The sequence below is a fragment of the Pararhodonellum marinum genome, from assembly GCF_015354735.1.
GTDB lineage: Bacteria > Bacteroidota > Bacteroidia > Cytophagales > Cyclobacteriaceae > Pararhodonellum > Pararhodonellum marinum.
This window is the reverse complement of record NZ_JACEFJ010000011.1, coordinates 46,234-70,128: the sequence shown is the minus strand read 5'-3', so window position 1 is coordinate 70,128 and position 23,895 is coordinate 46,234. Positions and strand designations below refer to the sequence as shown.

The 23,895-nt window shown below is 42.3% G+C and carries 24 protein-coding genes; 19 read left to right on the top strand and 5 right to left on the bottom strand.

Translation table 11 applies throughout. The features are described 5' to 3' along the window. Positions 1–238 precede the first annotated feature (238 nt). The 10 genes from H1A14_RS17770 (at position 239) to H1A14_RS17725 (ending at position 11,381) form a co-directional block, all read left to right on the top strand. Entirely contained in the window at positions 239–868 is a 630-nt protein-coding gene (locus H1A14_RS17770; RefSeq protein ID WP_194777637.1) for a DUF4145 domain-containing protein, read from the top strand. A gap of 153 nt (positions 869–1,021) precedes the next feature. Continuing rightward, on the top strand, positions 1,022–1,720 hold the full coding sequence (locus H1A14_RS17765) for a hypothetical protein (RefSeq protein WP_194777636.1): 699 nt from the start codon (positions 1,022–1,024) through the stop codon (positions 1,718–1,720). Positions 1,721–1,745: 25 nt separating this feature from the next. Further along, positions 1,746–2,168, top strand: a complete 423-nt coding sequence (locus tag H1A14_RS17760) for a DUF1761 domain-containing protein (RefSeq protein WP_194777635.1) — start codon at positions 1,746–1,748, stop codon at positions 2,166–2,168. Positions 2,169–2,352: 184 nt separating this feature from the next. Continuing rightward, complete coding sequence (locus tag H1A14_RS17755) at positions 2,353–3,237, top strand: AraC family transcriptional regulator (RefSeq protein ID WP_194777634.1); 885 nt, start codon at positions 2,353–2,355, stop codon at positions 3,235–3,237. Positions 3,238–3,309: 72 nt separating this feature from the next. Further along, entirely contained in the window at positions 3,310–3,861 is a 552-nt protein-coding gene (locus H1A14_RS17750; protein ID WP_194777633.1) for a carboxymuconolactone decarboxylase family protein, read from the top strand. After that, the gene (locus H1A14_RS17745; protein WP_194777632.1) at positions 3,855–4,685 is read left to right on the top strand and encodes an oxidoreductase; all 831 of its coding nucleotides are present in this window, start codon (positions 3,855–3,857) and stop codon (positions 4,683–4,685) included. The genes H1A14_RS17750 and H1A14_RS17745 overlap by 7 nt, the downstream gene beginning before the upstream one ends. A gap of 873 nt (positions 4,686–5,558) precedes the next feature. Beyond that, positions 5,559–8,042, top strand: a complete 2,484-nt coding sequence (lon, locus tag H1A14_RS17740; protein ID WP_194777631.1) for an endopeptidase La — start codon at positions 5,559–5,561, stop codon at positions 8,040–8,042. A gap of 34 nt (positions 8,043–8,076) precedes the next feature. Next, positions 8,077–9,048 carry a type IX secretion system protein PorQ gene (gene porQ / locus H1A14_RS17735; protein WP_228527862.1) on the top strand — a complete coding sequence of 324 codons (972 nt, stop codon included), beginning with the start codon at positions 8,077–8,079 and terminating at the stop codon, positions 9,046–9,048. Positions 9,049–9,152: 104 nt separating this feature from the next. Further along, the gene (gene hslU, locus H1A14_RS17730; RefSeq protein ID WP_194777629.1) at positions 9,153–10,553 is read left to right on the top strand and encodes an ATP-dependent protease ATPase subunit HslU; all 1,401 of its coding nucleotides are present in this window, start codon (positions 9,153–9,155) and stop codon (positions 10,551–10,553) included. Between the two features lie 90 nt (positions 10,554–10,643). Continuing rightward, positions 10,644–11,381: an SDR family NAD(P)-dependent oxidoreductase gene (locus H1A14_RS17725; RefSeq protein ID WP_194777628.1), complete on the top strand. Its 738-nt coding sequence runs from the start codon at positions 10,644–10,646 to the stop codon at positions 11,379–11,381. Positions 11,382–11,432: 51 nt separating this feature from the next. On the opposite strand, the gene H1A14_RS17720 is transcribed toward H1A14_RS17725, so the two are convergent. After that, positions 11,433–11,921 carry a SixA phosphatase family protein gene (locus H1A14_RS17720; protein ID WP_194777627.1) on the bottom strand — a complete coding sequence of 163 codons (489 nt, stop codon included), beginning with the start codon at positions 11,919–11,921 and terminating at the stop codon, positions 11,433–11,435. Between the two features lie 91 nt (positions 11,922–12,012). Between H1A14_RS17720 and H1A14_RS17715 the strand changes: the two genes are divergently transcribed. After that, positions 12,013–12,207: a cold-shock protein gene (locus tag H1A14_RS17715; RefSeq protein WP_194777626.1), complete on the top strand. Its 195-nt coding sequence runs from the start codon at positions 12,013–12,015 to the stop codon at positions 12,205–12,207. Between the two features lie 48 nt (positions 12,208–12,255). Here H1A14_RS17715 and H1A14_RS17710 read toward each other — a convergent pair whose 3' ends face one another. Beyond that, complete coding sequence (locus H1A14_RS17710; protein ID WP_194777625.1) at positions 12,256–12,672, bottom strand: hypothetical protein; 417 nt, start codon at positions 12,670–12,672, stop codon at positions 12,256–12,258. A gap of 172 nt (positions 12,673–12,844) precedes the next feature. Between H1A14_RS17710 and H1A14_RS17705 the strand changes: the two genes are divergently transcribed. Then, a complete protein-coding gene (locus H1A14_RS17705) occupies positions 12,845–13,192 on the top strand; it encodes a hypothetical protein (RefSeq protein WP_194777624.1) in 348 nt (115 codons plus the stop codon). Positions 13,193–13,217: 25 nt separating this feature from the next. Here the strand turns inward: H1A14_RS17705 and H1A14_RS17700 are convergent, their stop codons facing one another. Both H1A14_RS17700 and H1A14_RS17695 read right to left on the bottom strand, forming a co-directional pair. After that, positions 13,218–13,505: a hypothetical protein gene (locus tag H1A14_RS17700; protein ID WP_194777623.1), complete on the bottom strand. Its 288-nt coding sequence runs from the start codon at positions 13,503–13,505 to the stop codon at positions 13,218–13,220. After that, on the bottom strand, positions 13,502–15,211 hold the full coding sequence (locus tag H1A14_RS17695) for a helix-hairpin-helix domain-containing protein (protein ID WP_194777622.1): 1,710 nt from the start codon (positions 15,209–15,211) through the stop codon (positions 13,502–13,504). Before H1A14_RS17695 ends, H1A14_RS17700 begins: the two co-directional genes overlap by 4 nt. A 117-nt stretch (positions 15,212–15,328) precedes the next feature. On the opposite strand from H1A14_RS17695, the gene H1A14_RS17690 reads away from it, so the two are divergent. From H1A14_RS17690 to H1A14_RS17675, 4 genes are read left to right on the top strand one after another with little or no spacing between them, the layout of a single operon-like run. Then, positions 15,329–15,739, top strand: coding sequence for an EVE domain-containing protein (locus H1A14_RS17690; protein ID WP_194777621.1), 411 nt, complete (start codon positions 15,329–15,331; stop codon positions 15,737–15,739). Then, positions 15,736–17,352 carry a transcriptional regulator gene (locus tag H1A14_RS17685; protein ID WP_228527849.1) on the top strand — a complete coding sequence of 539 codons (1,617 nt, stop codon included), beginning with the start codon at positions 15,736–15,738 and terminating at the stop codon, positions 17,350–17,352. The genes H1A14_RS17690 and H1A14_RS17685 overlap by 4 nt, the downstream gene beginning before the upstream one ends. 33 nt (positions 17,353–17,385) lie before the next feature. Further along, entirely contained in the window at positions 17,386–17,928 is a 543-nt protein-coding gene (pyrR, locus tag H1A14_RS17680; protein ID WP_194777620.1) for a bifunctional pyr operon transcriptional regulator/uracil phosphoribosyltransferase PyrR, read from the top strand. 9 nt (positions 17,929–17,937) lie between these two features. Continuing rightward, positions 17,938–18,861, top strand: a complete 924-nt coding sequence (locus H1A14_RS17675; RefSeq protein ID WP_194777619.1) for an aspartate carbamoyltransferase catalytic subunit — start codon at positions 17,938–17,940, stop codon at positions 18,859–18,861. 14 nt (positions 18,862–18,875) lie between these two features. On the opposite strand, the gene H1A14_RS17670 is transcribed toward H1A14_RS17675, so the two are convergent. Then, on the bottom strand, positions 18,876–19,478 hold the full coding sequence (locus tag H1A14_RS17670) for a hypothetical protein (protein ID WP_194777618.1): 603 nt from the start codon (positions 19,476–19,478) through the stop codon (positions 18,876–18,878). A gap of 382 nt (positions 19,479–19,860) precedes the next feature. On the opposite strand from H1A14_RS17670, the gene H1A14_RS17665 reads away from it, so the two are divergent. The 3 genes from H1A14_RS17665 to H1A14_RS17655 all read left to right on the top strand — a co-directional run bounded on the left by H1A14_RS17665 (position 19,861) and on the right by H1A14_RS17655 (position 23,779). Then, on the top strand, positions 19,861–20,577 hold the full coding sequence (locus tag H1A14_RS17665; RefSeq protein WP_194777617.1) for an ABC transporter ATP-binding protein: 717 nt from the start codon (positions 19,861–19,863) through the stop codon (positions 20,575–20,577). Continuing rightward, the gene (locus tag H1A14_RS17660; RefSeq protein WP_194777616.1) at positions 20,570–22,219 is read left to right on the top strand and encodes a putative ABC exporter domain-containing protein; all 1,650 of its coding nucleotides are present in this window, start codon (positions 20,570–20,572) and stop codon (positions 22,217–22,219) included. The genes H1A14_RS17665 and H1A14_RS17660 overlap by 8 nt, the downstream gene beginning before the upstream one ends. A 192-nt stretch (positions 22,220–22,411) precedes the next feature. Beyond that, positions 22,412–23,779, top strand: a complete 1,368-nt coding sequence (locus tag H1A14_RS17655) for a cystathionine beta-synthase (protein ID WP_194777615.1) — start codon at positions 22,412–22,414, stop codon at positions 23,777–23,779. The last annotated feature ends 116 nt before the right edge of the window (positions 23,780–23,895 follow it).

Here is a 23,895-nt window from a genome sequence, read left to right as displayed (position 1 = left end):
AATATAAAAATAACTTAACAAACATCGATGAAGGTTTTTGACCCTAACCTATTAATCTGTCATAATATGTTTCTTAATGGCAGTGGAATGAACAAAAAATATTTCTTTTGAAAGTTAGGGTCCTTTATCGAAAAAGAAATTAGACTTATTCTCATACACCTAGAAAGCTACAATGGTTTTTCCAGGTATTCAAATTGGTTAATGCCAATTAAGAAGACAGAAAGTAGAACTTAAAAATATGAAATATATTCAACCTCAGGTTTTTTTAAGTTCATTCACTTGTCCTCATTGTGGAGCGATTGCAAAGCAAGACTGGTGGATGAAACGTTGGTCGGGCGACCAACCCAATTCCAATAAAGATATTCACCCATTAAGAGTAGGGACGTGTCATCACTGCCAGAAGACGACCATATGGGTTGAAGACAAAATGTACTTTCCTGACACTGGAAATGCTCCATTTCCAAACCCTGAAATGCCTGAACCTGTATTAAAACTTTATATTGAGGCGGCAGCAATTAGTTCAAAATCACCAAAAGGTGCGGCGGCTTTGTTGAGACTTTCAATTCAAGTGTTATGTCAAGAACTTGGTGAAAATGGGAAGAATATCAATGCTGATATTGGAAACCTTGTTAAAAAAGGACTTCCTTTAATTGTTCAACAATCATTGGATATTGTTCGTGTTACGGGAATTGACGCTGTTCATCCTGGACAAATTGATACTGATGATCAAGAAATGGTTGAGCAATTATTCGATTTAGTAAATATAATTATTGAATATATGATAGCATTGCCTAAAAAAGTAAGTGGATTATACTCTCGTTTACCTGATAACAAAGTAAAAGGGATTACAAATAGAGATGGTAAATAGAAAAATTTGGTTCTTGCAGCATCTACTAATCGTAGCGGTTCTTTGGCTAATTTAAGCTTTCACCTTTTCGGGGCATGCAGTGCTTCTAATGAAATTATGTATTGAAAAATTCTTGCCTCTCAAAGGATTAAACCATTGTGATCAAGCAAAAATATGAGTAAAAGTTTTATTGCATCGATTTTGGCAATGACATGGCTTTGTTCCTGTGGACAAAACAGGTATTCTACGACAGCTGAGGAGGCTATTGATTCTGAGATAGAAGCCCCGGCAAAAAACAGCCTCAAGCAACTGCCACAAAACCAGGATTTTGAAAGATTTATTTATTCAGATACGACCTATGCATCTGCCACAGGAAAAGGAATAACCATACAGAACAGCTTTCCAAAAGGTGGAAGTATTGCACCTGATGGCACGCAATATGTTGATTCATTGGGAAAGCGATACGCATTTGCTGTATTTTGGACCCGGATAATCAATGAGACCAATGCTTCATTGGAACTGGATATTCATTTTCCTACTGATTCATTTGCTATTTTTACTCCGGCAGACGCCTACTTAAAATTGTTTTTGCCAACAGATCCCTTGACCTATGATAAATTATCATCGTATAACTATGGCCTAACTGAAATAAAATCCTTTCTGGACAACAACTTTCATAAGGCTGCCCATCTGCAAAGAACGATTCATTCCGGGGAAGAACATGTTTTCTATGTGGCCACGCTCTCTTATCAGGCAGAGGGAACACCAAGAGCAGGACTTTTTTGGAAAGAACATGACCTTCATTACAGCATGAGCATATCACCCAATGGTTCCGGAACCATTCCATTAGGGAAGCTTACTTTTAAAAAATGAGCCATGATATCAAATTAGATAAAATATGAATGCAATATGGACAGATCTCAATTGGGGAGCAGTAATGGTTGCAACAATTGCCTACGCTGCTTTTAGTGGCATTTGGCACAGACCATTTGCTTTTGGAAAAAAATGGGAAAACGCAATGGGTTTTAACAGACCGGAAAATTGGAAAGAGACGACAATTTACTTTATAGTGCCTTCCATAGCTTGTTTCACAACTTCCGTCGCAATAGCAATTTTAATAAACCTGCTAAACGTAAATAGTTGGAATGGGGCATTCACATTAGGACTGCTGACTGGAATTGGATTTGCAATGGCTGTTACCTTTACAAATGCGGTGATTCCGACCATGAAAAAGCCTTTGGTATTTGGGGCAATTACCGGATCAGCCCACGCTTTGGGAATAACAATCGCAACCTTAATCATTTATGCCATAACAACATAGAGGTCAAAAAGCCTATCCGACAGCACCTGAACCCTACTGTGAAAGAACTGGTAGCTCTTTGTAAAATAAGGAGTGTTTCGTAGGAAGTTCAATGCTAAAAATTCTTCCCTGAGGGTAGCTGCCAACGCGTTGACTTTCAGGCTAAATCCGATACATCAAACCAACCTATTTTGAAATCTACAGCATGAAAAGCATCTTTCCATTTTATACCATCGGACACTTTATCAATCAGCCGACAAACAACACAGCGTTTGAACTGCTTCGGTTTGATAAAATGAATGAACCCAATGTGGACGACTTTCATAAACATAGTTTCTATGAAATTCTCTGGACAGAAAAAGGCAAAAGCAAACAGATCATTGACTATACCGAATATGAAGTCAAGCCAAACAGCTTATTTTTTATTTCGCCCAATCAAGTGCACCATTTTGAAGAATGGAAACCGCTATCCGGTGGGACGATATTATTCACGGAAGATTTCTATCTTCTTAATCGGACCAACAAGGATACGCTGTTTGAACTTAGCTTCTTGGACAACCTGTATGCAAACCCCTGTATTGAATTTAACAAAAAAGATTTTGGCGAAATCTTACATCTTGTTCATCAAATTGAAACGGAGCATAACCGAAAAGACAAAAATCCTGCAATCCTTCAGGCATTTCTACACATTTTACTTGCGCAGGTGCAACGCCACATCGAAATCAACGGGCAACCCATTACCTCTAAAAAATACCTTGTACAGTTTAAAAAATTCAAGACTGCTTTAGAAACTCATTTTTGGGAAAACAAAACAACAAAATTTTATGCCGAACAATTACACATTACTCAACATCATCTGAATGTAATCTGTAAAGAAATCACCAGCAATACAGCCACGGCAATCATTAGGGCAAGAAGTATGCTGGAGGCCAAGCGCCTTCTGACTTTTACAGGTAAAACCATTTCAGAAATTGCTTTTGAGCTGAATTTTACCGACAGCTCCTATTTTACAAAGACTTTTAAATCCATCACCAAACAGACACCTCAAGACTTTAGAAACGAAATGTCCGAAAAATACCGGACAAGGTAGCTTTGGTCATAACAAACCTGCCTGGTTTCATCCCAATTTTGCATTGTCCATTAAATCATTAAAAAAAAGACAATGACAACATTCACAGTTCCCAACAGAGGAGAAGTATCTGAAAACAACCAAGCCATTTTTGATCACCTGCAAAAAGGACTGGGCTTTGTGCCTAACCTGTATGCGTATTACGCCAAAAACGAAACGGCATTAAGTGATTATCTGGCTTTGCAAAACCGCAAATCAACGCTTAAGGCCAAAGAAAGAGAAGTGATCAATTTGGTGACAAGTCAAATTAACGGCTGTCAATACTGTCAAGCGGCCCATACGGCCTTGGGAAAAATGAATGGCTTTACAGAGGAGCAAATTATGGAGTTGCGAAAAGGTATCGCTTCATTTGACAGGCAATTGGATGCTTTGGTCAAATTTGCGGCATCCATTGTTGCAAACAAAGGGAAAGCAAGCCAAGAAAGTAAACAGGCATTTTTTGATGCAGGCTACACAGAAGCCAATATGATCGATGTGGTCATTGTAATTGGTGATAAAACCATCAGCAATTACATGCACAATTTGACCGGTTTTGAAATTGATTTTCCTTTGGCCCAACCCATTTCAGTACAAACAGTATGGTAAAGAGAGTTTGGTTTATCACAGGTATTTCACGCGGTTTGGGCAAAGCACTTGCCCAAACCGTGATTGAACAGGGCGATTTTGTAATCGGTACATTCCGGAATCAAAATCAGGCATATAGTTTTAACAGTCAATATAGGGACGAAGCTTTAGGGATGGTCTTAGACATAACAAAACCCGAACAAATTGAGGAGGCCTTTCAATTCATCAAACAAAGATTTAAAAGAATTGATGTATTGGTAAACAATGCTGGTTTTGGTTTTGCAGGTGCGATAGAAGAAACGAGCATGGTAGAGGTGAGAAATGTTTTTGAAGCTAATTTTTTCGGCACATTAAAGCTAACACAGACTTTTTTGCCCTTATTTAGACAACAAAAAAGCGGACACATCATTCAAATTTCGTCTCACGGTGGTTTTAAAGCCTTTGCAGGTTTTGGGATCTACAATGCGAGCAAGTTTGCTTTGGAAGGGTTTAGTGAAGCGTTGGCACAGGAAATTGCACCATTGGGTATTAAGTTAACCCTTGTTGAACCCGGTCCTTTTAGGACTGATTTTGCCGGTACTTCATTCCAACAAGCCAAGGTTGCTATTGACGATTACGCCAGCACAGCAGGAGTATTTAAAGAACGGATGAAACAGATAAACGGAATGCAGGAAGGTGACCCGGAAAAAGGAGCAAAAGCAATTTATGATATCACAAATTTAGACAACCCGCCTTTGCGGCTACCACTTGGGAAAATTGCGGTATTGAGTTTGACCTCAAAATTAGAAAGTGTAAAGTCCGACCTTAACAACTTTCGACAGGTTGCAGAAAGTGTGGTTTTCTGAGTCATAAGTTAATGTAGGGCTGAAAGTGGGGAAATCAAAAAAACAGAATATCGGAAAATGAGCCCAAAGCCTGAAGCTGGAAGTGGGAAGAATCAGATAAACAGGCTATCGGAAAAACAGAAAATCAGTGGTAAAGCTCAAAGCTGTAAGCTGAAAGTGGGTAAATTAAGAAAATAGGATATTGGGAAAGCAGAGCAACAACTGGAAGTGGATGGTACTTGTAGAGGGCCTGCGGAGAAAATGAGAGATAGCAAAGTGCCAGATGCACGGCCGATTTTATAACTACCTGTATTAACAGTTGGCAAACGGATATTCCCCGCTCAAAAAGTCCGGTAGGGACGGCAGATCTTTTCCGTGTCGGAACGGAAGATCGGTCGTGCCTACGGGACTTTTCACATAGGAATATCCTTGAACCCATGGGTTGAAACCCATGGTTATTAGATCTGTCGCCCCTAAGGAGCTGTAATCTGAAACTACTTGGTATTCAATAAAATACTTGACCAAATTCAAATTAATCAATGCCTAAAAAATTTTAAAGCCACAAATTTTTGGCTTCAAAGCGCCTGCATGCTAAAAGTACCATAATTTCTTGGAATTTAGCCAAAACCTAACGTATCCCTTACGAGACCTTTACTAGACTACTACGTATCTACTGGAGATCCCCATTCATCATTCATCATTCAAAATTCCCAACCCATAACTTGTAAATCGTAACTCGTCAATCGTACCTCGTAAATCCAAATTCCTTCCTGCCATTTTGGAAATCCCTTAACATTGGCATAGGCCTTGAATTAAATGGAAGAACCTTTGTAAATTGAAGGTTCTTCTTTTATCTTAAAAAAAACCTGACAAAATAGCAGGCATCGCCCGAATATGAGCAAAACATCAAATCAACTATATGAATCCCTAATGTCTGGAGATTATGCATCGGAAGGTGACCTGATCCAACTCATCACCGACGATGAGATCAACGAGGATGGTACCGAAGAGGTGTTTAGTGATCTCATTCCGATATTATCCGTGAGAAACACAGTACTTTTCCCAGGTGTGGTCATACCCATTACGGTAGGCAGACAAAGGTCCATCCGCTTGGTCAAAAAAGCACAAAAAGGGGACAAAATGATCGGGGTATGCGCCCAGATCCACCCCAATAATGACGACCCCTCATGGGATGACATCTACCATGTAGGCACCGTGGCCAAGATCATCAAAATGATTGTGCTGCCGGATGGCAACACCACAATCATCATTCAAGGCAAGAAAAGATTCAGAATTACGGAGACAGTTTCTGAGGACCCTTACTTTGAAGCCAAAGTCAATTATCTGGAAGAGAATTTTCCCGAAGGCAATAAAAAAATTCAAGCCCTGGAGGAATCGCTGAAAGATGCAGCCGCCAAAATCCTGCAACTGAATCCGGAAATCCCCAGAGAAGCCCAAGTGGCTTTGGATAACATAGACAGCACCCCGTTTCTTACCCACTTTCTATCTTCCAATATCAATGCGCCCGTAGAGTCCAAACAGAGGTTACTCGAAATCAACGATGGCATCGACAGGGCTACATTGTTGTTGGAGCTGATGATGAAGGACATACAAATGCTGGAACTGAAAAGTGAAATCCACAAAAAAGTCCATACCGATATTGATCAACAGCAAAGGGACTATTTCCTGAGACAACAGATGAAAGTCCTTCAAACTGAGCTCGGTGAAGAAGGGCCGGAAAAGGAAGTGGAGGAATTGAGGGCTAGGGGAAGGAAGAAAAAATGGCCTATGGAAGTAGCCAGGCATTTTGAAAAAGAACTGGATAAATTGCTACGGATCAATCCCTCTGCAGCTGAGTTTCCCATTACCATCAATTATGTAGAAACCCTTGTGGATTTGCCTTGGAATGAGGTTACCAAAGATAATTTCGACCTTAAGCGGGCCATGGCAATATTGGACAGGGACCACTATGGATTGGATAAGGTCAAAGACAGAATCATAGAGTACCTAGCGGTCTTGAAATTGAAAAACGACTTGAAAGGACCGATCCTCTGCTTGTATGGACCTCCGGGTGTGGGTAAGACCTCACTGGGAAAGTCCATCGCTGCGGCCTTGGGAAGGAAATATGTGCGCATGTCTTTGGGCGGGGTTCATGATGAGGCTGAGATCAGGGGGCACCGCAAAACGTACGTGGGGGCCATGCCCGGAAAGATCATACAGAACATGAAGAAAGTAAAGGTCTCCAATCCTGTATATGTGTTGGATGAGATCGATAAGCTGAGTTCTGATTTCAGGGGAGACCCATCTTCTGCTTTTCTGGAAGTCTTGGACCCGGAACAAAACAGCACCTTTACCGACAACTTCCTGGAGGTGGAATACGACCTTTCCAAAGTCCTCTTTATCGCTACGGCCAACTCACTGGACAACATACAGCCGGCCCTACGGGACCGTATGGAAATCATTGAGGTGACGGGCTACACCATGGAAGAAAAGGTTGGAATTGCTAAAAAACACCTGATTCCCAAGCAGAGAAAAGAACACGGACTCAAAGGAAAAGACCTCACTTTCGAAAGGGCTGCGCTGGTCAAAATCATTGAAGATTATACCCGCGAATCCGGAGTGCGAAACTTGGAGCGTTTGGTAGGAAAAGTGATCAGAAATGTGGCCAAATCCATTGCCATGGAGGAGGAATACACCAAAAAAATAGGTGTGCAGCAGATCCGGAAAATTCTCGGAGGCGAGGTGTTTGACAAGGAAATCTACCAGGACAACAGTGTGGCCGGCGTGGTCACTGGTTTGGCTTGGACATCAGTAGGCGGGGAAATCCTGTTTATCGAGACCTCCCTCAGCCGGGGCAAAGGAAAACTGACCCTATCCGGTCAGTTGGGAGAGGTGATGAAAGAATCGGCCATGACGGCACTTTCCTACCTGAAATCCAAAGCGGATAAATTAGGCATTGATTATCGGGTTTTTGAATCCTACGACCTGCATATCCACGTGCCTGCCGGGGCTGTGCCCAAGGACGGTCCTTCGGCTGGCATTACCATATTGACCGCAATTGCCTCCCTGTATACCCAACGAAAAGTAAAATCCAAGTTGGCCATGACCGGGGAAATCACCCTGAGGGGAAAAGTCATGCCGGTGGGAGGGATCAAAGAAAAAATCCTGGCTGCCAGAAGGGCGGGCCTGAAGGAAGTAATCCTTTGCAGCAAAAATAAAAGAGATATTGAGGAAATCGATGAACAATACCTGAAGGGTATCGTGTTTCATTTTGTGGATACAGTAGACGAGGTATTGGAAATTGCCCTAATGAAAGAAGTGGTAGAGGATCCCATCAGATTCCACATTGAAACTCAGGTAAAAGCGGTTGAAAATTAAGAAAATATACTTTTGGATCGGTTTTGTGGGGTGGATGCTTTTCTGCCTCCATCCTTCCATGGGGCAATCCAAAAGGGCATTTTCATTTATTGACAATCCTTCCTTTACCAAACTGTCCGGATTGGGCGGGGTAAATCTCACAGCGGGGAACGACCCACTGATGTTCACTTCCAATCCAGCATTATTGGACAGTACCCATCTGGACCTTGCCGCTTTCCATTACCTGAATTTACCGGGAGGGGTCAATGTAGCTACCTTAGGATACAATCTGAAAGGGCCTGCAAATGGCATTTTAGGAATAGGTCTTCAATACTTCAATTATGGAGAATTTGAGGGATATGATGCCACCGGATTTCCTACCGGCACCTTTAATGCCAATGAATTTGCCTTGACCTTAGGCTATGCAAGACAACAGGGTGTGTTCCGATATGGAGGTAATTTAAAATTGATGGGATCTGTGCTTGAAAGCTACCAAGCTTATGCATTGGCCTTTGATTTTGGAGTCAACTATGTGCATCCTGTGCAGGATTTGGTTTTGGCCATCAATGCAAGAAACATTGGTTTTGCTTTCAAAGACTATCTGGAAGGCATGCCATTGGAATTGCCGAGCGACCTCAGGATTGGGGCGAGTTTCAAGCCGGAACACATGCCAATCAGGTTTCATTTGGCTGCAAGAAACCTAATCGGAGATGAAAAGGACTTTTTCATCCCAGATCCAGCCAATGTAAATGCAGGCATCGGTTCCGGAGACAAGCTTTTCCGAAGACTAGTTTTTGGGGCTGAAGTCTTGGCTCACGAAAACTTTCACCTGCGATTGGGGTACAACCACCTGATCAGAAGGGAATTTGCAGGATCAGAAAATCCGGGTTCAGCGGGTTGGACAGGAGGGTTCTCTTTTCGGGTGAAGAAATTTGAATTTTCTTACGCAAGCATGTTTTACCAAGTGGCAAGGGCTTCCCACCTTTTCGGGATCACCACTAACATAAGGGAACTGAGGACGTTTTAATATCCTTAGCCATTAAAGTAACATTGAAAAGAATAACCATAGCAATCTAGAGGAATTTTGATCTTTAAAATTTGACGAATTCCAAAGATGATAAACTAAACCATATGAAAGAGATTCAACATTTGACACCCAAACAGATTGTAGCCGAGCTGGATAAATACATCATTGGGCAAAATGACGCCAAGCGCAATGTGGCGATAGCCCTGAGAAACAGGATCAGAAGGATGATGGTCAAGTCTGACCTACAGAAAGACATTGTCCCCAACAATATCCTCATGATCGGATCCACAGGGGTCGGTAAAACAGAAATAGCCCGAAGACTGGCTAAAATCGCCTATGCCCCTTTCACCAAAGTAGAAGCTTCCAAATTTACGGAAGTGGGATACGTAGGAAGGGATGTGGAAAGCATGGTCAGAGATCTGGTAGAGCAGTCCATCCATTTGGTCAAAGAAACCAAAAATGAGGAAGTAAAAGAAAAAGCCCACATACTGGTGGAGGACATTATTTTGGATATCCTGATCCCTCCTGTCAAAGCTGCTGGATTCACCCGTTCAAACAGCAGCAATTCGGCAGACTTTAATGTAGAAAATGCATCTGAGGCCGAATTGAATGAAAAGACCCGTGAGCGGTTTCGGGAGAAACTGCAAAACGGTGAATTGGAGGACAGAAAAATCGAAATCAATGTCAAGCAATCTCCTCCGGTAGGGATAGGTATGATCGGCAACGGCATGATGGATGATGCCAGCATGGCTGGTCTGCAAGACATGATCAGTGGCATGATGCCGAAAAAAACAAAAAGGAGAAAGCTTACCATAGCCGAAGCCAGAAAAGTGCTGATGGAAGAGGAAACTTCCAAACTCGTGGATTTTGATGAGGTGAAGGAAGAAGCCATTCATTTGGCAGAAAACAACGGCATCATTTTCATCGATGAAATTGATAAAATCGCCTCCAAAAGTGGAAAAGGCGGGGGCGGACCGGATGTGAGTAGGGAAGGGGTTCAGCGTGACCTGCTTCCCATCGTGGAGGGCAGTGCGGTCAATACCAAATATGGGGTAGTCAATACCGACCACATCCTTTTTATAGCGGCCGGGGCATTTCATGTCAGCAAACCTTCTGATCTGATTCCAGAGCTTCAGGGCAGATTCCCAATCAGGGTTGAACTGAACAGCCTGACGGAAGAGGATTTCTACCGAATCCTCAAGGAGCCAAAAAATGCTTTAACCAAGCAATATATTGCCCTTTTTGAGGCAGAGGAAGTTTATCTGGAGTATACAGACGAAGCCATTGCGGATATTGCTAGGATTGCCTTTAAAATCAATGAAGAGGTTGAAAACATCGGGGCACGAAGGCTTCAGACCGTCATGAGCCATCTGCTCAATGATTTCCTGTTTGATGTACCGGATACCATACAGGCCAATTCCAAAATCATGATCACCAAAGAAATGGTAGAGGAAAGGCTGAGCAAATTGGTCACCAACAGAGACCTTTCACAATATATCTTATAAATCAACTTCTAGCAGTCAATGGTCCAGATCATTTCCTATTTTGGCATGGTCTGGGCTATTTTTTTGTTGGACATCTGAAAGCATTTCAAAATGACAAAGAAATCATTGTATATCGTTACCGGAAGCAGCAAAGGGATTGGTGAAGCTTTGGTCAATGAATTATTGCAAGCACCCACCAACCAAGTGATTGGTATTTCCCGCTCCGCAGCTTCATTTGATTCCAATGCCTACCACCATCTTTGTTGTGATTTGGGTGATGGGAATGCCTTTGAGGACATCTTGGATGATATTTTTCCTCTAGGGGATTATGAAAAGATTGTTTTGGTCAACAATGCCGGTTGGATTGGGCAAATCGCTCATTTCGGCAAGCTGAAACATGAAAGTATCCAAACCATTTTTCAGATCAACACCATTGCACCGGCGATCCTGATGAATGCATTTGTCCAGAAATATGCCGATCAAAAACATGCGGAACGACTGGTGATCAACATCAGTTCCGGAGCTGCCAGAAAAGCCATAGATGGCTGGTCGGGCTATTCAGCCTCTAAAGCAGCCCTGAATATGCTCAGTGAAACTGCACAGGCGGAATCCGAAAGGAATGGGTCAGGAATCCGGTTTTTTGCCTTGTCTCCTGGGGTGGTTGATACTGGAATGCAGGAGGATATCCGAGCTGCATCAGCAAGTGAATTTTCCCTGTTGGAAAAGTTCAAGGGATTGAAATCCCAGAATGAGCTCAGTGATGCCGCTGGGGTTGCCAAAAAAATCCTTCATTTGATCTTTCATTCGAATGAGTTTGATGGGGTGCTTCAGGATGTTAGGGACTTTTAAAAGGATTTTCAAGTTGCTTCTTTTGCTTAAAAAATCAGACATAAATTTAGATTAGGATTTTTTGGGATAATCAAAAAACCATACTTTGGCATTCTTCGGCCCTATTTTTTTCCAACTGTCTACGTCAAACTGAAATCCGAATTGTCCTGAAGTGGGGAGATTTTCAAGGTGTCCTCCCAGGCTTTCGACCAATGAATTGAAACCGGGATTGTGTCCGAAGATAAACAGTGTGGCCACTGAATCCGGGGTTTTCTGAATGGTTTTCATGATTTCCGAAACACCGGAATGGTATAGGTCGGTGGTCAATCGGAGTTTTTCTTTGGGAAAATGAAGATTTTCCGCGGTGATCAATGCGGTGGATTTGGCCCGTTCAGCAGTGGATGAAACCATGGCATCGGGGAAGATGCCCCTTTTTTTCAATCTTTGTGCCATCCGGGGGGCATCCCGGAGTCCCCTTTCTGCAAGGGGCCGTTCATGATCGCTTAAGTAAGGATCATCCCATGCGGATTTGGCATGCCTGATGATTACAAGATTTTTCATAACTGCAATTTACCATTTTTTCGTTTTGATTTTTTTACAATAATATTTACATTTATTTTTCATTTATCTACATTATACCATTATTCGTATCATGCTTACCGGAACAATTAAATTCTACAACGATGCCAAGGGTTTTGGATTTATCGTTGATGACGATTCTCAGAGTGATGTTTTTGTTCATGCAACTGGATTGGTGGACAAAGTGGCTCAGAATGACAAAGTAACCTTCGATGTGAAAGAAGGCAAAAAAGGACCAAATGCTATAAACGTAAAAAGGATTGATTAGCTAATTTTGGACCAGTCATGGTAAAGTCCTTCCTGTAAGGACTTTTTTTTATGTCATTCTGTTTTTTCGGGTTAGGATTTTTATAAAATCGATGTGCCTGAAACGCAAGGCAGACCAATCTCCATCCAAGCTGACCTGTCGGACTCCCTCAAATCCATGATCGCCTAACACCTGCCAGCCTTTGTCCCGGTTGATCCTTACCTGATACTTTTTGGAACTTCCCTTTGGATAGGCCATCCAGAAAACCTGGTCTTTCCTGATAAATGGTTGAATGGTTTGGAAACTGGTCTCAATGTCTTTTTCCGACTGTACGAATGCCAGAAAAAAATCCGCCTCAGCCATATCGTTTGCCACTAAATCCCTTTGTTTCCAACTTTCAACCCAGTCTTTCATTTCATCAGGCACAGCAACAAGTCCTATTCTCATCCCAGCTTTGAAGTTCATTTTTTTCAATAACTCATCCATGACCACTGTTTTTTTAAAAAAAAATTCTTGGATACCAAAATAGATTACCCGACTACCAATTTATGACTTTTGTAAATGATTTGATAAAAAAAGTTAAACAAAAAAGCAATGAGAATTTTAGAAATGCTTGAATCGGAACTTTTAGAGGGGTTTTTCGTCTTTTTTGGTAGGTATGGAATTGAAGAAAACATTTTATCAAGGCAAAATAATTACGACCAAAGATAGGGTTTTAGGGAAAGTAGTGGACATCATCTCTGATCCGGTACACGCAAAATATCCCATGTTGGTCATAGACGTTAACCCTCAGGCCATGGCGCTCTTTAAACCCAACCAATTTAAATTGCTGCCAGCGTCCTATGTGTATGAGTTGGGTGAAACCCTCGTGGTCCGTTCAGACGTGTCACCTTTCATAAAATTTCCTAAACTGAAAGAAACCGAAATTGATTCCAATAATGATTTTTTGAAACTCCAGGTGATAGAACATTTTGGAACGCCAGACACTTGGGGGGTGGTCTCTTGAGGCTACACTTTTGTGGTAATCGCTATCAAATAACCATGAAAAAATAGATCAGTGCCACAGCCAAGACAATGATCATCCTCTTGGCTTTATCCTTGATTGGCTCTGGAATTTTACGTCTCCTCAACACCAAAATTGCCATGCTTAGGGCCAACAGCTGTCCTGCAATTCCCAACCCACCCAGATAACTGGGCTTTAGGGTATCAGATAAAAAAGGAAAATTTTGGTCAATCAAGGGTATGATGCACAATAGAATGCTTACCACTCCGATTAAGAAGGCCCTTCTGAGCAATACACTTTCTTCAGTTTCTTTCATTTGGGATTTTTTTCCAGTTTCCTTTGCATGAAGTAGTTTTTCAGTTCTTCGGCGGACAAGGCATTCAATGTCATTTCCTTGGTCAGACCGCCTTTTCTTCCCACCAACACGCCGTATTTCATGTGGGCATAGCCTGCTTTTTCATGGGCATCTGGATTGATGGCGAGTTTGACCCCTTTTTCCATGGCATAATGCACCCATCTCCAATCCAAATCAAGTCTCCATGGATTGGCATTGATTTCTATGACCACCTGATGTAAAGCGCAGGCATCTATGATGGTCTTGTGGTCGATGGGATAGCCATCCCTTCTGAGCAATAACCTTCCTGTAGGGTGGCCCAATATGGTGGTGTATGGGTTTGAAATGGCATTCAGCAGTCTAGAAGTGGCTTTATTGATGTTCATCCCCAAGCTGGAGTGGATGGAAGCTACCACAAAATCAAAACTTTGCAAAACTTCTTCTGGGTAATCCAAGCTACCATCCAGCAAGATGTCGCTTTCAATGCCTGAAAAAATCACAAATGGACTCATGGTTTTATTTAAGTCCTCGATTTCCTGCTGTTGCTTTTTCACCATTTCGATTTCCAATCCTCCGGCATAGATGGCTGTTCTGCTGTGGTCAGAAATGCCCAGGTATTCGTATCCCAATTCATAGGCATATTCAGCCATTTCTTTCAGGCTGTGTTTACCGTCGCTGTAGGTAGAATGGTTGTGTAAAATCCCCTTTAAATCAGAGTCCATCAACAGCTTAGGCATCACCTGGTCTTTGGCCCATTTGTGTTCAAATTGGCCTTCCCGCAATTCGGGCAGGATGTATGCGAGTCCTGCTTTTTCATAAGCCTCTTTTTCCGAACCGAATGCATGCAGGCTAAAAACCTCAGCAAGTGTTTTGCCCTCCTCTGTAGGTAACAAAAGATGGGAAGGACTGCCTGTTCTGATCAGCTTTTCTGAAATGAACTTTGAAGGTTCACTGGCATAAAAATGGACCTTCACTTCAGGTTCCAAAATTTTCCCTCTCCAGGTGAATGGGCTGGATTTCACGGTATCCTGTTCCAAAATCTCTATTTCCCCCAAGATTCTCCAGACTTCTTTTCTATCCTCGGTTTTGACTAAGATTTCCACTTTGTCAATGATTTCCATATTTCTGGCAAACTCACCTACCAAGGCTACATTTTCTTTCCCCAACCTATCTTGCAATTCCATCAACAATTGCTGAACTACTTCATCCAATTCGGCGTAATGCCATTTGCCTAGGTTTGAAGCCATGAAGTCCAAAGATTGGATGATGGTTTCCTGCGTTTTTTCTCCAAAACCTTTGAGTTTGGCTACCTGTCCTGCCTGACAAGCCTCCATGAGTTCATGGGTTGAGGTGATATTCAGTTCCTCCCAGAGCGCCTTTACTTTTTTTGGTCCTAAGCCTTTGAGGTTCAGTACCTCCAACAATCCTCTGGGGGTTTTTCCCAGCAAGTCCTCCAGATAGGGAAAAGTTTCAGTGTCTATAAGATTAAGAATGACCTCAGCCAAGCTTTTCCCTATGCCATTGATTTTTTGCAGGGCTTCCTGATCCAACTTGGTCAAGTCGATATCGCCCCGTTCTATGGTGTTCAGGGCAGTCTGATAACTTCTGATTTTAAAACTGTTTTCATCATGAAGTTCCATTAGTTTAATGGTCAGCTTCAATTTTTTGGCTATGCTTTTATTGTCCAAGGTTTCAGGATTAGGTTGGAGAGTTTAAGACAAATGTCCATAATAAATGTTTCAAAATAAAATCATATGCCTTAACTTATGGATTCTTGCATCGTATTTAAGGTATAGGTAATTGATATGAACTATTGGTTGGTAAAGTCGGAACCCGGGAGTTATAGCTGGGATGATTTGAAGCAAAAAAATGAAGAGGTCTGGGATGGTGTGCGGAATTATCAAGCCAGGAATTTCCTGAAGGAAATGAAACTAAAAGACCCTGTTCTTTTCTACCATAGTGGCAAAGATAAGGCCATAGTGGGCATTGCTGAAGTTACTCAGGAAGCTTTTCCTGACCCCAAGGATCAAGATGCCAAAGACTGGGTTGCGGTGAAGATCCGAAGTGAAAGGGATTTAAAAGTGCCCGTAACCCTGGATAAGATCAAGCAGGAAGACAGTCTTTCTGAAATGCTTTTGCTGAAACAAAGCAGGTTATCTGTAATGTCAGTTGCGAAAGAAGATTTTGAAACAATACTTAAATTGTCTGAGTCATGAAAAGTCTGCTTTTCATATGTATTTGCATGATTGGATGGGCGGTCCCCGCAATGGCCCAACTCCAGTTTGTGCAACGCTATGAAGTGGAAACCAAATTTTCGGATGACGATTTTTTGACGGTGCCTATCCGTCAGGGTCTTTTTGGTTTTAGAACCCACGATGAAAAAGGATTTTCCGGAAAAAGAAACCTTCAATATTTCATCACGGATTTTCAACTTAGTCCTTCTGAAATCCAGGAATTTCGGCTTAAAGATTATTATGACATTTCCGGTTTTGACATGGATGATGAAAAGTTCTATGGACTGTTTCAAAAAGGGGTAGCCCTAACTTCAGAAAAATATATCTTTGAAGTCGATGTTACCACCGGCAATGGTTTGGAATACGCTGTGGAGAATATTTTGGCCATGGAATTGGTGGACTTTTTGGTCATGGACGGGCATGCCATTTTTATGGGCATCATGGATTATAGACCAGTGATCCAATTGTACGACCTGGATACCAAAAACATTTTTACTGTGGAAGGCATCTACGCCAAAGATGCCAAAATTTTGCAGCTAAGGAAAGACCCATCGTTGGGCGTGATCGATGTAGTAACCACACGAAGAGATATTTATAAAAACAAAATACTGACCATACTCACATTTGATATGGAAGGCAACAAGGTAAGGGAAGTGAAGATGGATGGCATGGAAGATCCTGAAATGGAAGTGATAGAAGGGATCCTTACCCCTATCATAGACTATAAGCAGGCCATGATAGGTCCTTTCGGTCTTAAGAGGCGCGAGGCATATTACGGACTGATCTTCACGAAGATCAATGAATTTGGAGAATATAACCATACCTACCATACCCTAAGGGAGATGGAGAATTTTTACAACTACCTGAATGAAAAAGCCTTAAGGAAAAAGAAACGAAGTCTGGAAAAAGATTGGGACAGGGGACGGGATTCTCAGATCCGAAATGTGCTTGCGACCCGGGAGGTCATCAACCTGGATGGGATGAGATTGGTCTACAGTGACCAATACTCCCCTTCCTCGATGCGCTATGTACCCAGAGACGGGATGTATGCCAATAGCTTTTACCGTCACTATCCCTACAACAATTTCAACAACCGTTGGAACTATGGGAACCTCAACAGCATGTATTATCCTGGTTATCAGCCTCATCAGTCCATGTCTGAGTACAAATACATTTCAGCCCATTTTATGCTTCTGGACACCGAAGGCAAGATCATTTGGGACAATGCGGTGTCCTTAGACAATGCCGTGATCAACAGCCCAGCCAAATTCGGCGAGGTAAGTTTCGATGGGAACACCCTTTTCTATTTGTACCTTGAAAACCTCACCCTCAAATTAAGCATAATCAAAAATGGCCGACTGATATTGGAAAATGAACCCTTTCAATTTGAATTGGTCAATGAGGAGGAAAGAATCAAAGAAAACCAAGATCAAAGTATGTCCCTGATGTGGTGGTATGACAATTATTACCTGCTTTCAGGAAAACAAAGGATTCGCTACCTGACAGAAAGTGGCAAAGAGGGGAATAAGGAAGTTTTCTTTCTTACCAAAATCAGGGTGGACGATATTATCCCGGTGGAAACGGTGGGGAGATAATTTTATTTTTATATTTGCAGACAAATCTGCCTCATGCAAAAAAGACTTGTTTTAGATCAACAGCAAATTGAGATCACACTCAAGAGATTCTGCCATCAACTGATCGAAAACCACGATGATTTTGATAATACAGTCCTATTGGGCTTACAGCCCCGTGGTATTGTGGTGTTGGACAAAATCGTTAAACTTTTGGAGGAAATTTCAGGGGTGAAAGTCCCATCGGGTTATCTGGATGCCACTTTTCACAGAGATGACTTTAGGAGGAGGGATTTTCCCCTCAAAGCCAATGAAACCAAAATCGATTTTCTCGTCGAAGGAAAAAAAGTCGTATTGGTCGATGATGTGCTTTACAAAGGACGTACGGTGCGGGCAGCCATGGATGCCATGATTGCTTTTGGAAGACCACAGAAAGTGGAACTGATGATTCTGATAGATAGAAAGTACACAAGAGATTACCCCATTCAGCCGGATTACTGTGGCAGGCAGGTCAATACCTTGGAGAGTCAATATGTAATGGTGGAATGGAAAAGCAAAGGGTTTGAACAGGATGCCATTTGGATCACAGAGAAAAGCTAACAGCCAAAGATGACGGAACTCAGCAGCAAACATTTATTGGGAATAAAAGATATCACGGCCGATGATATTCAATTGATTTTCGAAACAGCTGATAATTTCAAAGAGGTACTCAACCGCCCCATCAAAAAAGTCCCCTCCCTTCGAGACATCACCATTGCCAATATTTTTTTTGAAAACTCCACCCGCACCAAGCTGTCCTTTGAACTGGCCGAAAAAAGGCTTTCTGCGGATGTGATCAATTTTTCGTCTGGAAACAGTTCCGTCAAAAAAGGAGAAACCCTGATTGACACGGTCAACAACATTTTATCCATGAAGGTAGACATGGTGGTCATGCGCCACAGCAGTGTCGGAGCACCTTATTTCCTTGCCAGAAACATCAAGGCCAACATTGTCAATGCGGGTGATGGAACCCATGAACATCCGACTCAGGCCTTGTTGGACGCCTTTTCCATTCGCAGGAAGCTGGGAGACGTAGCCGGGAAGAAAGTGGCCATCATTGGGGATATCCTCCATTCCAGGGTAGCACTTTCCAATATCTTTTGCCTTCAAAAACTGGGAGCAGAAGTGATGGTCTGCGGTCCCATCACCTTGTTGCCCAAGCACATTGCCAGCTTGGGAGTTAAGGTGGAATTGGATGTCAGAAAAGCATTGGCCTGGTGTGATGTGGCCAATATATTGCGGATTCAACTGGAGAGACAACAGATCAAATACTTCCCTTCTCTGAGGGAATATACGCTCTATTACGGTGTCAACAAAAAAATGCTGGATGCGCTGGACAAGGAAATCGTCATCATGCACCCAGGTCCCATCAACAGAGGTGTGGAGTTGAATTCAGATGTGGCAGACAGTGAGCATTCCATCATTCTGGATCAGGTAGAAAATGGCGTGGCCATCCGAATGGCTGTTCTGTATTTGCTGGCGGGCGTTAAATAGAGTGAAGGGGCATATTAACTTCCCCACTTTCCACCACCTACATAAAATCCAATACTGATGCCAAAATAGGCATTGGATACCCTGCCAATGTTCTGCCCCTGTAGATTTTGGATGTTTGATTTGGGTATGCTGTTGTATTCCAGACCAACCCTCAACTTGCGGTATTCAAATCCTCCCCTTAACATCCCTCCCAAAGCGCCCCTTGACTCCAGGGTTCCAAAATCTTCTTCAGGGATAGTTGAATCTACTTCGATGTTGGCAAAAGCATAATACCCAAGTCCAAATCCCAGAAAAGGAACAAATTTCCCACCCGATCCATCAAAATAATAATCCATGGTGGCCAAATAGGAACCATTGGCGGCTACTTTCCCACGGTAATCCTCTGTAAAATCATCATAAAACAAATCCCTTGCCATCACTGCCCCGCCGATTCTGAGACCTAAATTGATGTTGTCTGCAACGTTGTATTTCGGCTCCAGATAGAAGAGGATGCCACCACCTCCTTCAGTGGGAATGGTGTAACCTAAGTCTAAACCCACACGGAATTTACCTTTTTCCTGGGCAAAGGCGAAAGAGAAGGAAAGTACGGCAAGGATCAATAACAAGTATTTTTTCATGATTTCTTATTTTTAATTGATTGGAAAAATTTGATGAGGAAATACTTATTGAAAATACGGCATATTTTTGAAATTCCAGAGTTTCGTTTGATAATTGTAGGTATTGAAGGATAAAAGATGTTTTTCCGTTTCAAATCCATTGTTGTCTTTTCTGCAGGCTATTTGCAGAAACTTATGGGAAGTACCCATGAATAAAACATCTGCACTTGGTTTGGGTTGACCTAATCTAGTGTTGGTGATTTCGTGAAATTGTAAAAAAGGTGGAGCATCAAATTGAATATCATTAAAAAAATGCAACCATCATCAAAAATCAATTAACGAAACTTAATTGATACAATGAACTTGGTTTTTTGTTAATTTTCAGGATAAATTACAATATGGAATGCTGGAAGTAAAAGGATTGGTCAAAAAATATGAAAAGGAATTGGCAGTGGATCACATTGACTTTTCCTTAGATGGTGGTGAGGTGGTTGGCTTATTGGGCCCCAATGGGGCAGGAAAAAGCACCACTATCAAATGCATTGTTGGGTTGCTGCGGAAAACATCCGGGGAGATCTTGATAGGTGGACATGACCACTTGTCTGTTCAAGCTAAAAAACTGTTCACCTATATTCCAGAAACACCCCATGTCTATGATTTATTGACTGTCAAAGAACACTTTCAGTTTGTTGCCCAAGCCTATCACATCAAGGACTGGAAAGTTAAAGCAGAGGAATACATGCATATCTACGACCTGGTGGATAAACAGGATAAATTGGGAAGGGATCTTTCCAAAGGCATGCGTCAGAAAGTTTCCATATGCTGTGCATTGTTGCCTGATCCACAGATCTTGTTCTTTGATGAACCCATGATCGGGCTGGATCCCAAGGCCATCAAAAATACCAAACGGCTTTTCAAAGGACTTCAGGAACAAGGCAAGACCATCCTGGTCAGTACTCACCTGATAGACAGCGTTGAATCCATTGCAGATAGAATCATGATTATGAAACGGGGCAAAATCTTGGGCAATGATACCTTGATCAACCTCAAATATCAATTTAGCGGCGACGAAAATTCGACCCTAGAGGACCTTTTCCTTGAATTGACCGGAGATGAATGATTTTAAGCTGTTATTGAGAAAAGATTTTTTCATTGTCAGAAACAACATCAAATTGATTCTGAAAAATCCCTTGCGATTGATTCCCTACACGTTGTTTGTAGGTTATTTTTTCTTTATTTATTTCCTTAGGACCAAAGATAGGGAAGAAGATGAATTGGGTTTGGAAGACGCAATGGATGGGGTGCAAGGATTGGAGGGTGCAGATACCATGGACTTCGGGGCCATCAATTTTTCTGGAGGCCTGACCCTTTTGGCTTTGGTTTTTTTGGTTTTCCAGCTTTTCAGAGCGACCAAAAAGAATGTGACATTTTTCAGCATGGCCGATGTCAACCTGCTCTTTACCGCACCTGTCAAGCCATCCAATCTCCTGATTTACTATATGGTAAGATCAATCATTCCTGCTTTGGGAGGCGGGTTGATTTTTGTGGTCTACGGGGGAAGTCAGCTGGCTGGTACCTTTGACCTCAACTTGCTCAATCTTGCCTTGATGGCTTTAGGAATCGCTTTTTTCTTCTTTATTTTAGCACCCATCAAATTTCTGGTCTATACACTCCATACCAAATATGGCATTATCAGCTATTTCAAAAACGGGGTGTTTATTTTGGGCATTTGCTTGTTTCTGCTGATCCTGATTCCTGGATTGATGGCAGAAAAATTTTGGCAAGGCATGTTTGTGTGGATCTCTTCTTCTGCTTTCGATTTTTTCCCGATAGTCGGTTGGAGCCGTGCCCTGGTAACTTATGTTTCTCATGAAAATCTGGGCTATGCCATGCTTTTCATGGGGCTTTACGGCTTGCTGTACTATGTGGTGGTAAAATCAGTGGTGTACCATGCGGGGTACTACTATGAGGATGTTTTGGAAAGCACCAAAAGCAATGAAGACAAGCAGGAAAAATTGAAAGGGAAACAACAGGTTTCTGAATCTCAGTTTAGCCTTAACACCAAAAAGGCCTTGAATCTTCCCGATTTTGGAACTGGAGCCAAAGCACTTTATTGGCGGAATTTTGTCCATGCCTCCCGGCAGGATTTTCATCCGATTTTTGGCATTTATTCCCTTTCGATGGCGGGTATTGGCATCATCATGGCCATCGTTTCCCATTTTGATTGGTTTTCCCATACCGTTCTGTATTTCTATTTGCTGGGCCTGGTGGGAATCTATTTTATGGCCGGAATGGGCAGAACCAATGTGGGAGACCTAAAAAAGCCTTATTTTATCCTTATTCCGGACACATGGCCCAACAAATTATGGAATCTGGTCAAGCTGGATGTGATACAGACTTTGGTTTTTGGGGTCATCTTGATTGTTCCATCAGTTTTGATCGCCCGGTTGCATTGGGGTTTGATTCCCACTTTTTTACTTGTTTTGATTGAGTTTTACCTATCTGGCTTTGCCATCATGCTGACCACGCAGGTGGGGTTTCAGGAGGGCTGGGACAGAAAGCTTATGAAACCCTTGATCATTGGGGGGGTATTTATCTTTGGCATCTTGCCTGCATTGGGTATGGCCATCTTCGTATTTATAGTGACCAAACAAACGGTGTTTGCCTTTTTGGCCCTTTCCATTGGCATGGCCATCGTTTCAGGTGTGTTGCTCAACTTGACCTTGGATATCATCAAGCGGGTGGAACTGAAAGAAGTTTAATGTTTTGAAACGAAGGAAACCTTCTTTGATCAAAGCATTGTTATTCTGGCAGCACAAGGGGTTAGTATAGCCATTTGTTCTTGTGTGTGGATAGTAGAAGGGTAACCTTCCAAATTAAATTCGGGAATTCCATCCTTACCGCGACAGGCTTTAAAAATATTCGTAAATTGCACCCCAAAGAACCCAAATATTATGATATACAATTCAATTATTGAAACCATAGGCAATACCCCCATGATCCGGCTGAATAAAGTCAACAAAGGGATCAAAGGGGAGATTTTGGTGAAAGTGGAATACTTCAATCCCGGCAATTCCATGAAAGACCGGATGGCGATCAAAATGGTGGAGGACGCGGAGAAAGAAGGATTGCTTAAGCCTGGAGGAACCATCATAGAAGGTACCAGTGGGAATACCGGTATGGGCTTGGCACTGGCGGGCATCGCTAAAGGGTACAAATGTATCTTCACGATGGCTGACAAACAGTCCAAAGAGAAAATCGACATCCTGAAAGCAGTGGGTGCAGAGGTGATTGTTTGCCCGACCAATGTTTCGCCTGAGGATCCCAGATCTTATTATTCTGTGGCCAAGAAACTCAACAAAGATATTCCCAATTCATTTTACCCCAACCAATACGACAACCTCTCCAATTGGAAGGCACATTATGAAACTACCGGTCCGGAAATTTGGAGGGATATGGAAGGCAAGATTACCCATTATGCTGCTGGAGTAGGAACAGGTGGCTCCATGTGTGGTACGGCCAAATACCTGAAAGAGCAGGATCCAAAAGTAGTCTCCGTAGGCATTGATACGTACGGTTCAGTATTTAAAAAGTACAAGGAGACTGGAGTATTTGATGAAAATGAAGTATACCCCTACCTTACCGAGGGCATTGGGGAAGATATTTTACCTAAAAATGTGGATTTCTCACTCATAGATCATTTTATCAAAGTCACCGATAAAGACGCTGCTGTGATGACCAGAAGGCTTTCAAAAGAAGAAGGCCTGTTCGTAGGCTGGTCTTGTGGCGCTGCGGTACATGGTGCTTTGGAATATGCCAAAGAAAACCTCAAGGATGGGGATAGAATGGTAATCATTCTCCCTGACCATGGTACCCGCTATCTGGGCAAAATTTACAATGATGATTGGATGAGGAACCATGGATTCTTGGAAAACAAAAGTTTCGGTACTGCCAGGGATATCATCTCCAATAGAAACGGCAACTACCAATTGGTGGTGGCAGAGAAAAACGCAAGTGTTAAGGATGCCATTGCCATGATGAACGATAAAAGTGTATCCCAAATACCCGTTTTGGAAAATGGACAGGTAATCGGAAGCATTACCGATAGTAAATTGCTTACCAAGATCATTGATAATCCAGAACTCAAGGATGCTCAGGTATCAGAAGTAATGGAAGAATCCATGAAATTCGTCGCTTTGGACAGTACACTTGATGTACTTTCCTCCATGGTAGAAAAGGAAAAGGCAGTGCTGATCAGAGACGAGAACCACCGCATCCATATCATCACCAAACATGATATATTGGATGCTGTAACCAAATAGCATTTAAGAATCCAGAAAAAGGGGCTACTGCCCCTTTTTCACTTAATGCCAATCGAAAGGGAACGCTTCTTGGCAAAAACTGAGTTTGGCTTTATCAATCAGACACTTATGTTTCC

Excerpts from the sequence above, each read along its gene's own strand:
- H1A14_RS17705 (WP_194777624.1), top strand. The coding sequence starts at position 12,845 with ATGGAATTGAAGAAAACATTTTATCAAGGCAAAATAATTACGACCAAA.
- H1A14_RS17755 (WP_194777634.1), top strand. The coding sequence starts at position 2,353 with ATGAAAAGCATCTTTCCATTTTATACCATCGGACACTTTATCAATCAG.
- H1A14_RS17660 (WP_194777616.1), top strand. The coding sequence starts at position 20,570 with ATGAATGATTTTAAGCTGTTATTGAGAAAAGATTTTTTCATTGTCAGA.
- H1A14_RS17690 (WP_194777621.1), top strand. The coding sequence starts at position 15,329 with ATGAACTATTGGTTGGTAAAGTCGGAACCCGGGAGTTATAGCTGGGAT.
- lon (WP_194777631.1), top strand. The coding sequence starts at position 5,559 with ATGAGCAAAACATCAAATCAACTATATGAATCCCTAATGTCTGGAGAT.
- porQ (WP_228527862.1), top strand. The coding sequence starts at position 8,077 with ATGCTTTTCTGCCTCCATCCTTCCATGGGGCAATCCAAAAGGGCATTT.
- H1A14_RS17685 (WP_228527849.1), top strand. The coding sequence starts at position 15,736 with ATGAAAAGTCTGCTTTTCATATGTATTTGCATGATTGGATGGGCGGTC.
- H1A14_RS17675 (WP_194777619.1), top strand. The coding sequence starts at position 17,938 with ATGACGGAACTCAGCAGCAAACATTTATTGGGAATAAAAGATATCACG.
- H1A14_RS17700 (WP_194777623.1), bottom strand. The coding sequence starts at position 13,505 with ATGAAAGAAACTGAAGAAAGTGTATTGCTCAGAAGGGCCTTCTTAATC.
- H1A14_RS17745 (WP_194777632.1), top strand. The coding sequence starts at position 3,855 with ATGGTAAAGAGAGTTTGGTTTATCACAGGTATTTCACGCGGTTTGGGC.
- hslU (WP_194777629.1), top strand. The coding sequence starts at position 9,153 with ATGAAAGAGATTCAACATTTGACACCCAAACAGATTGTAGCCGAGCTG.
- pyrR (WP_194777620.1), top strand. The coding sequence starts at position 17,386 with ATGCAAAAAAGACTTGTTTTAGATCAACAGCAAATTGAGATCACACTC.
- H1A14_RS17720 (WP_194777627.1), bottom strand. The coding sequence starts at position 11,921 with ATGAAAAATCTTGTAATCATCAGGCATGCCAAATCCGCATGGGATGAT.
- H1A14_RS17655 (WP_194777615.1), top strand. The coding sequence starts at position 22,412 with ATGATATACAATTCAATTATTGAAACCATAGGCAATACCCCCATGATC.
- H1A14_RS17725 (WP_194777628.1), top strand. The coding sequence starts at position 10,644 with ATGACAAAGAAATCATTGTATATCGTTACCGGAAGCAGCAAAGGGATT.
- H1A14_RS17770 (WP_194777637.1), top strand. The coding sequence starts at position 239 with ATGAAATATATTCAACCTCAGGTTTTTTTAAGTTCATTCACTTGTCCT.
- H1A14_RS17665 (WP_194777617.1), top strand. The coding sequence starts at position 19,861 with ATGCTGGAAGTAAAAGGATTGGTCAAAAAATATGAAAAGGAATTGGCA.
- H1A14_RS17750 (WP_194777633.1), top strand. The coding sequence starts at position 3,310 with ATGACAACATTCACAGTTCCCAACAGAGGAGAAGTATCTGAAAACAAC.
- H1A14_RS17765 (WP_194777636.1), top strand. The coding sequence starts at position 1,022 with ATGAGTAAAAGTTTTATTGCATCGATTTTGGCAATGACATGGCTTTGT.
- H1A14_RS17670 (WP_194777618.1), bottom strand. The coding sequence starts at position 19,478 with ATGAAAAAATACTTGTTATTGATCCTTGCCGTACTTTCCTTCTCTTTC.
- H1A14_RS17715 (WP_194777626.1), top strand. The coding sequence starts at position 12,013 with ATGCTTACCGGAACAATTAAATTCTACAACGATGCCAAGGGTTTTGGA.
- H1A14_RS17760 (WP_194777635.1), top strand. The coding sequence starts at position 1,746 with ATGAATGCAATATGGACAGATCTCAATTGGGGAGCAGTAATGGTTGCA.
- H1A14_RS17710 (WP_194777625.1), bottom strand. The coding sequence starts at position 12,672 with ATGGATGAGTTATTGAAAAAAATGAACTTCAAAGCTGGGATGAGAATA.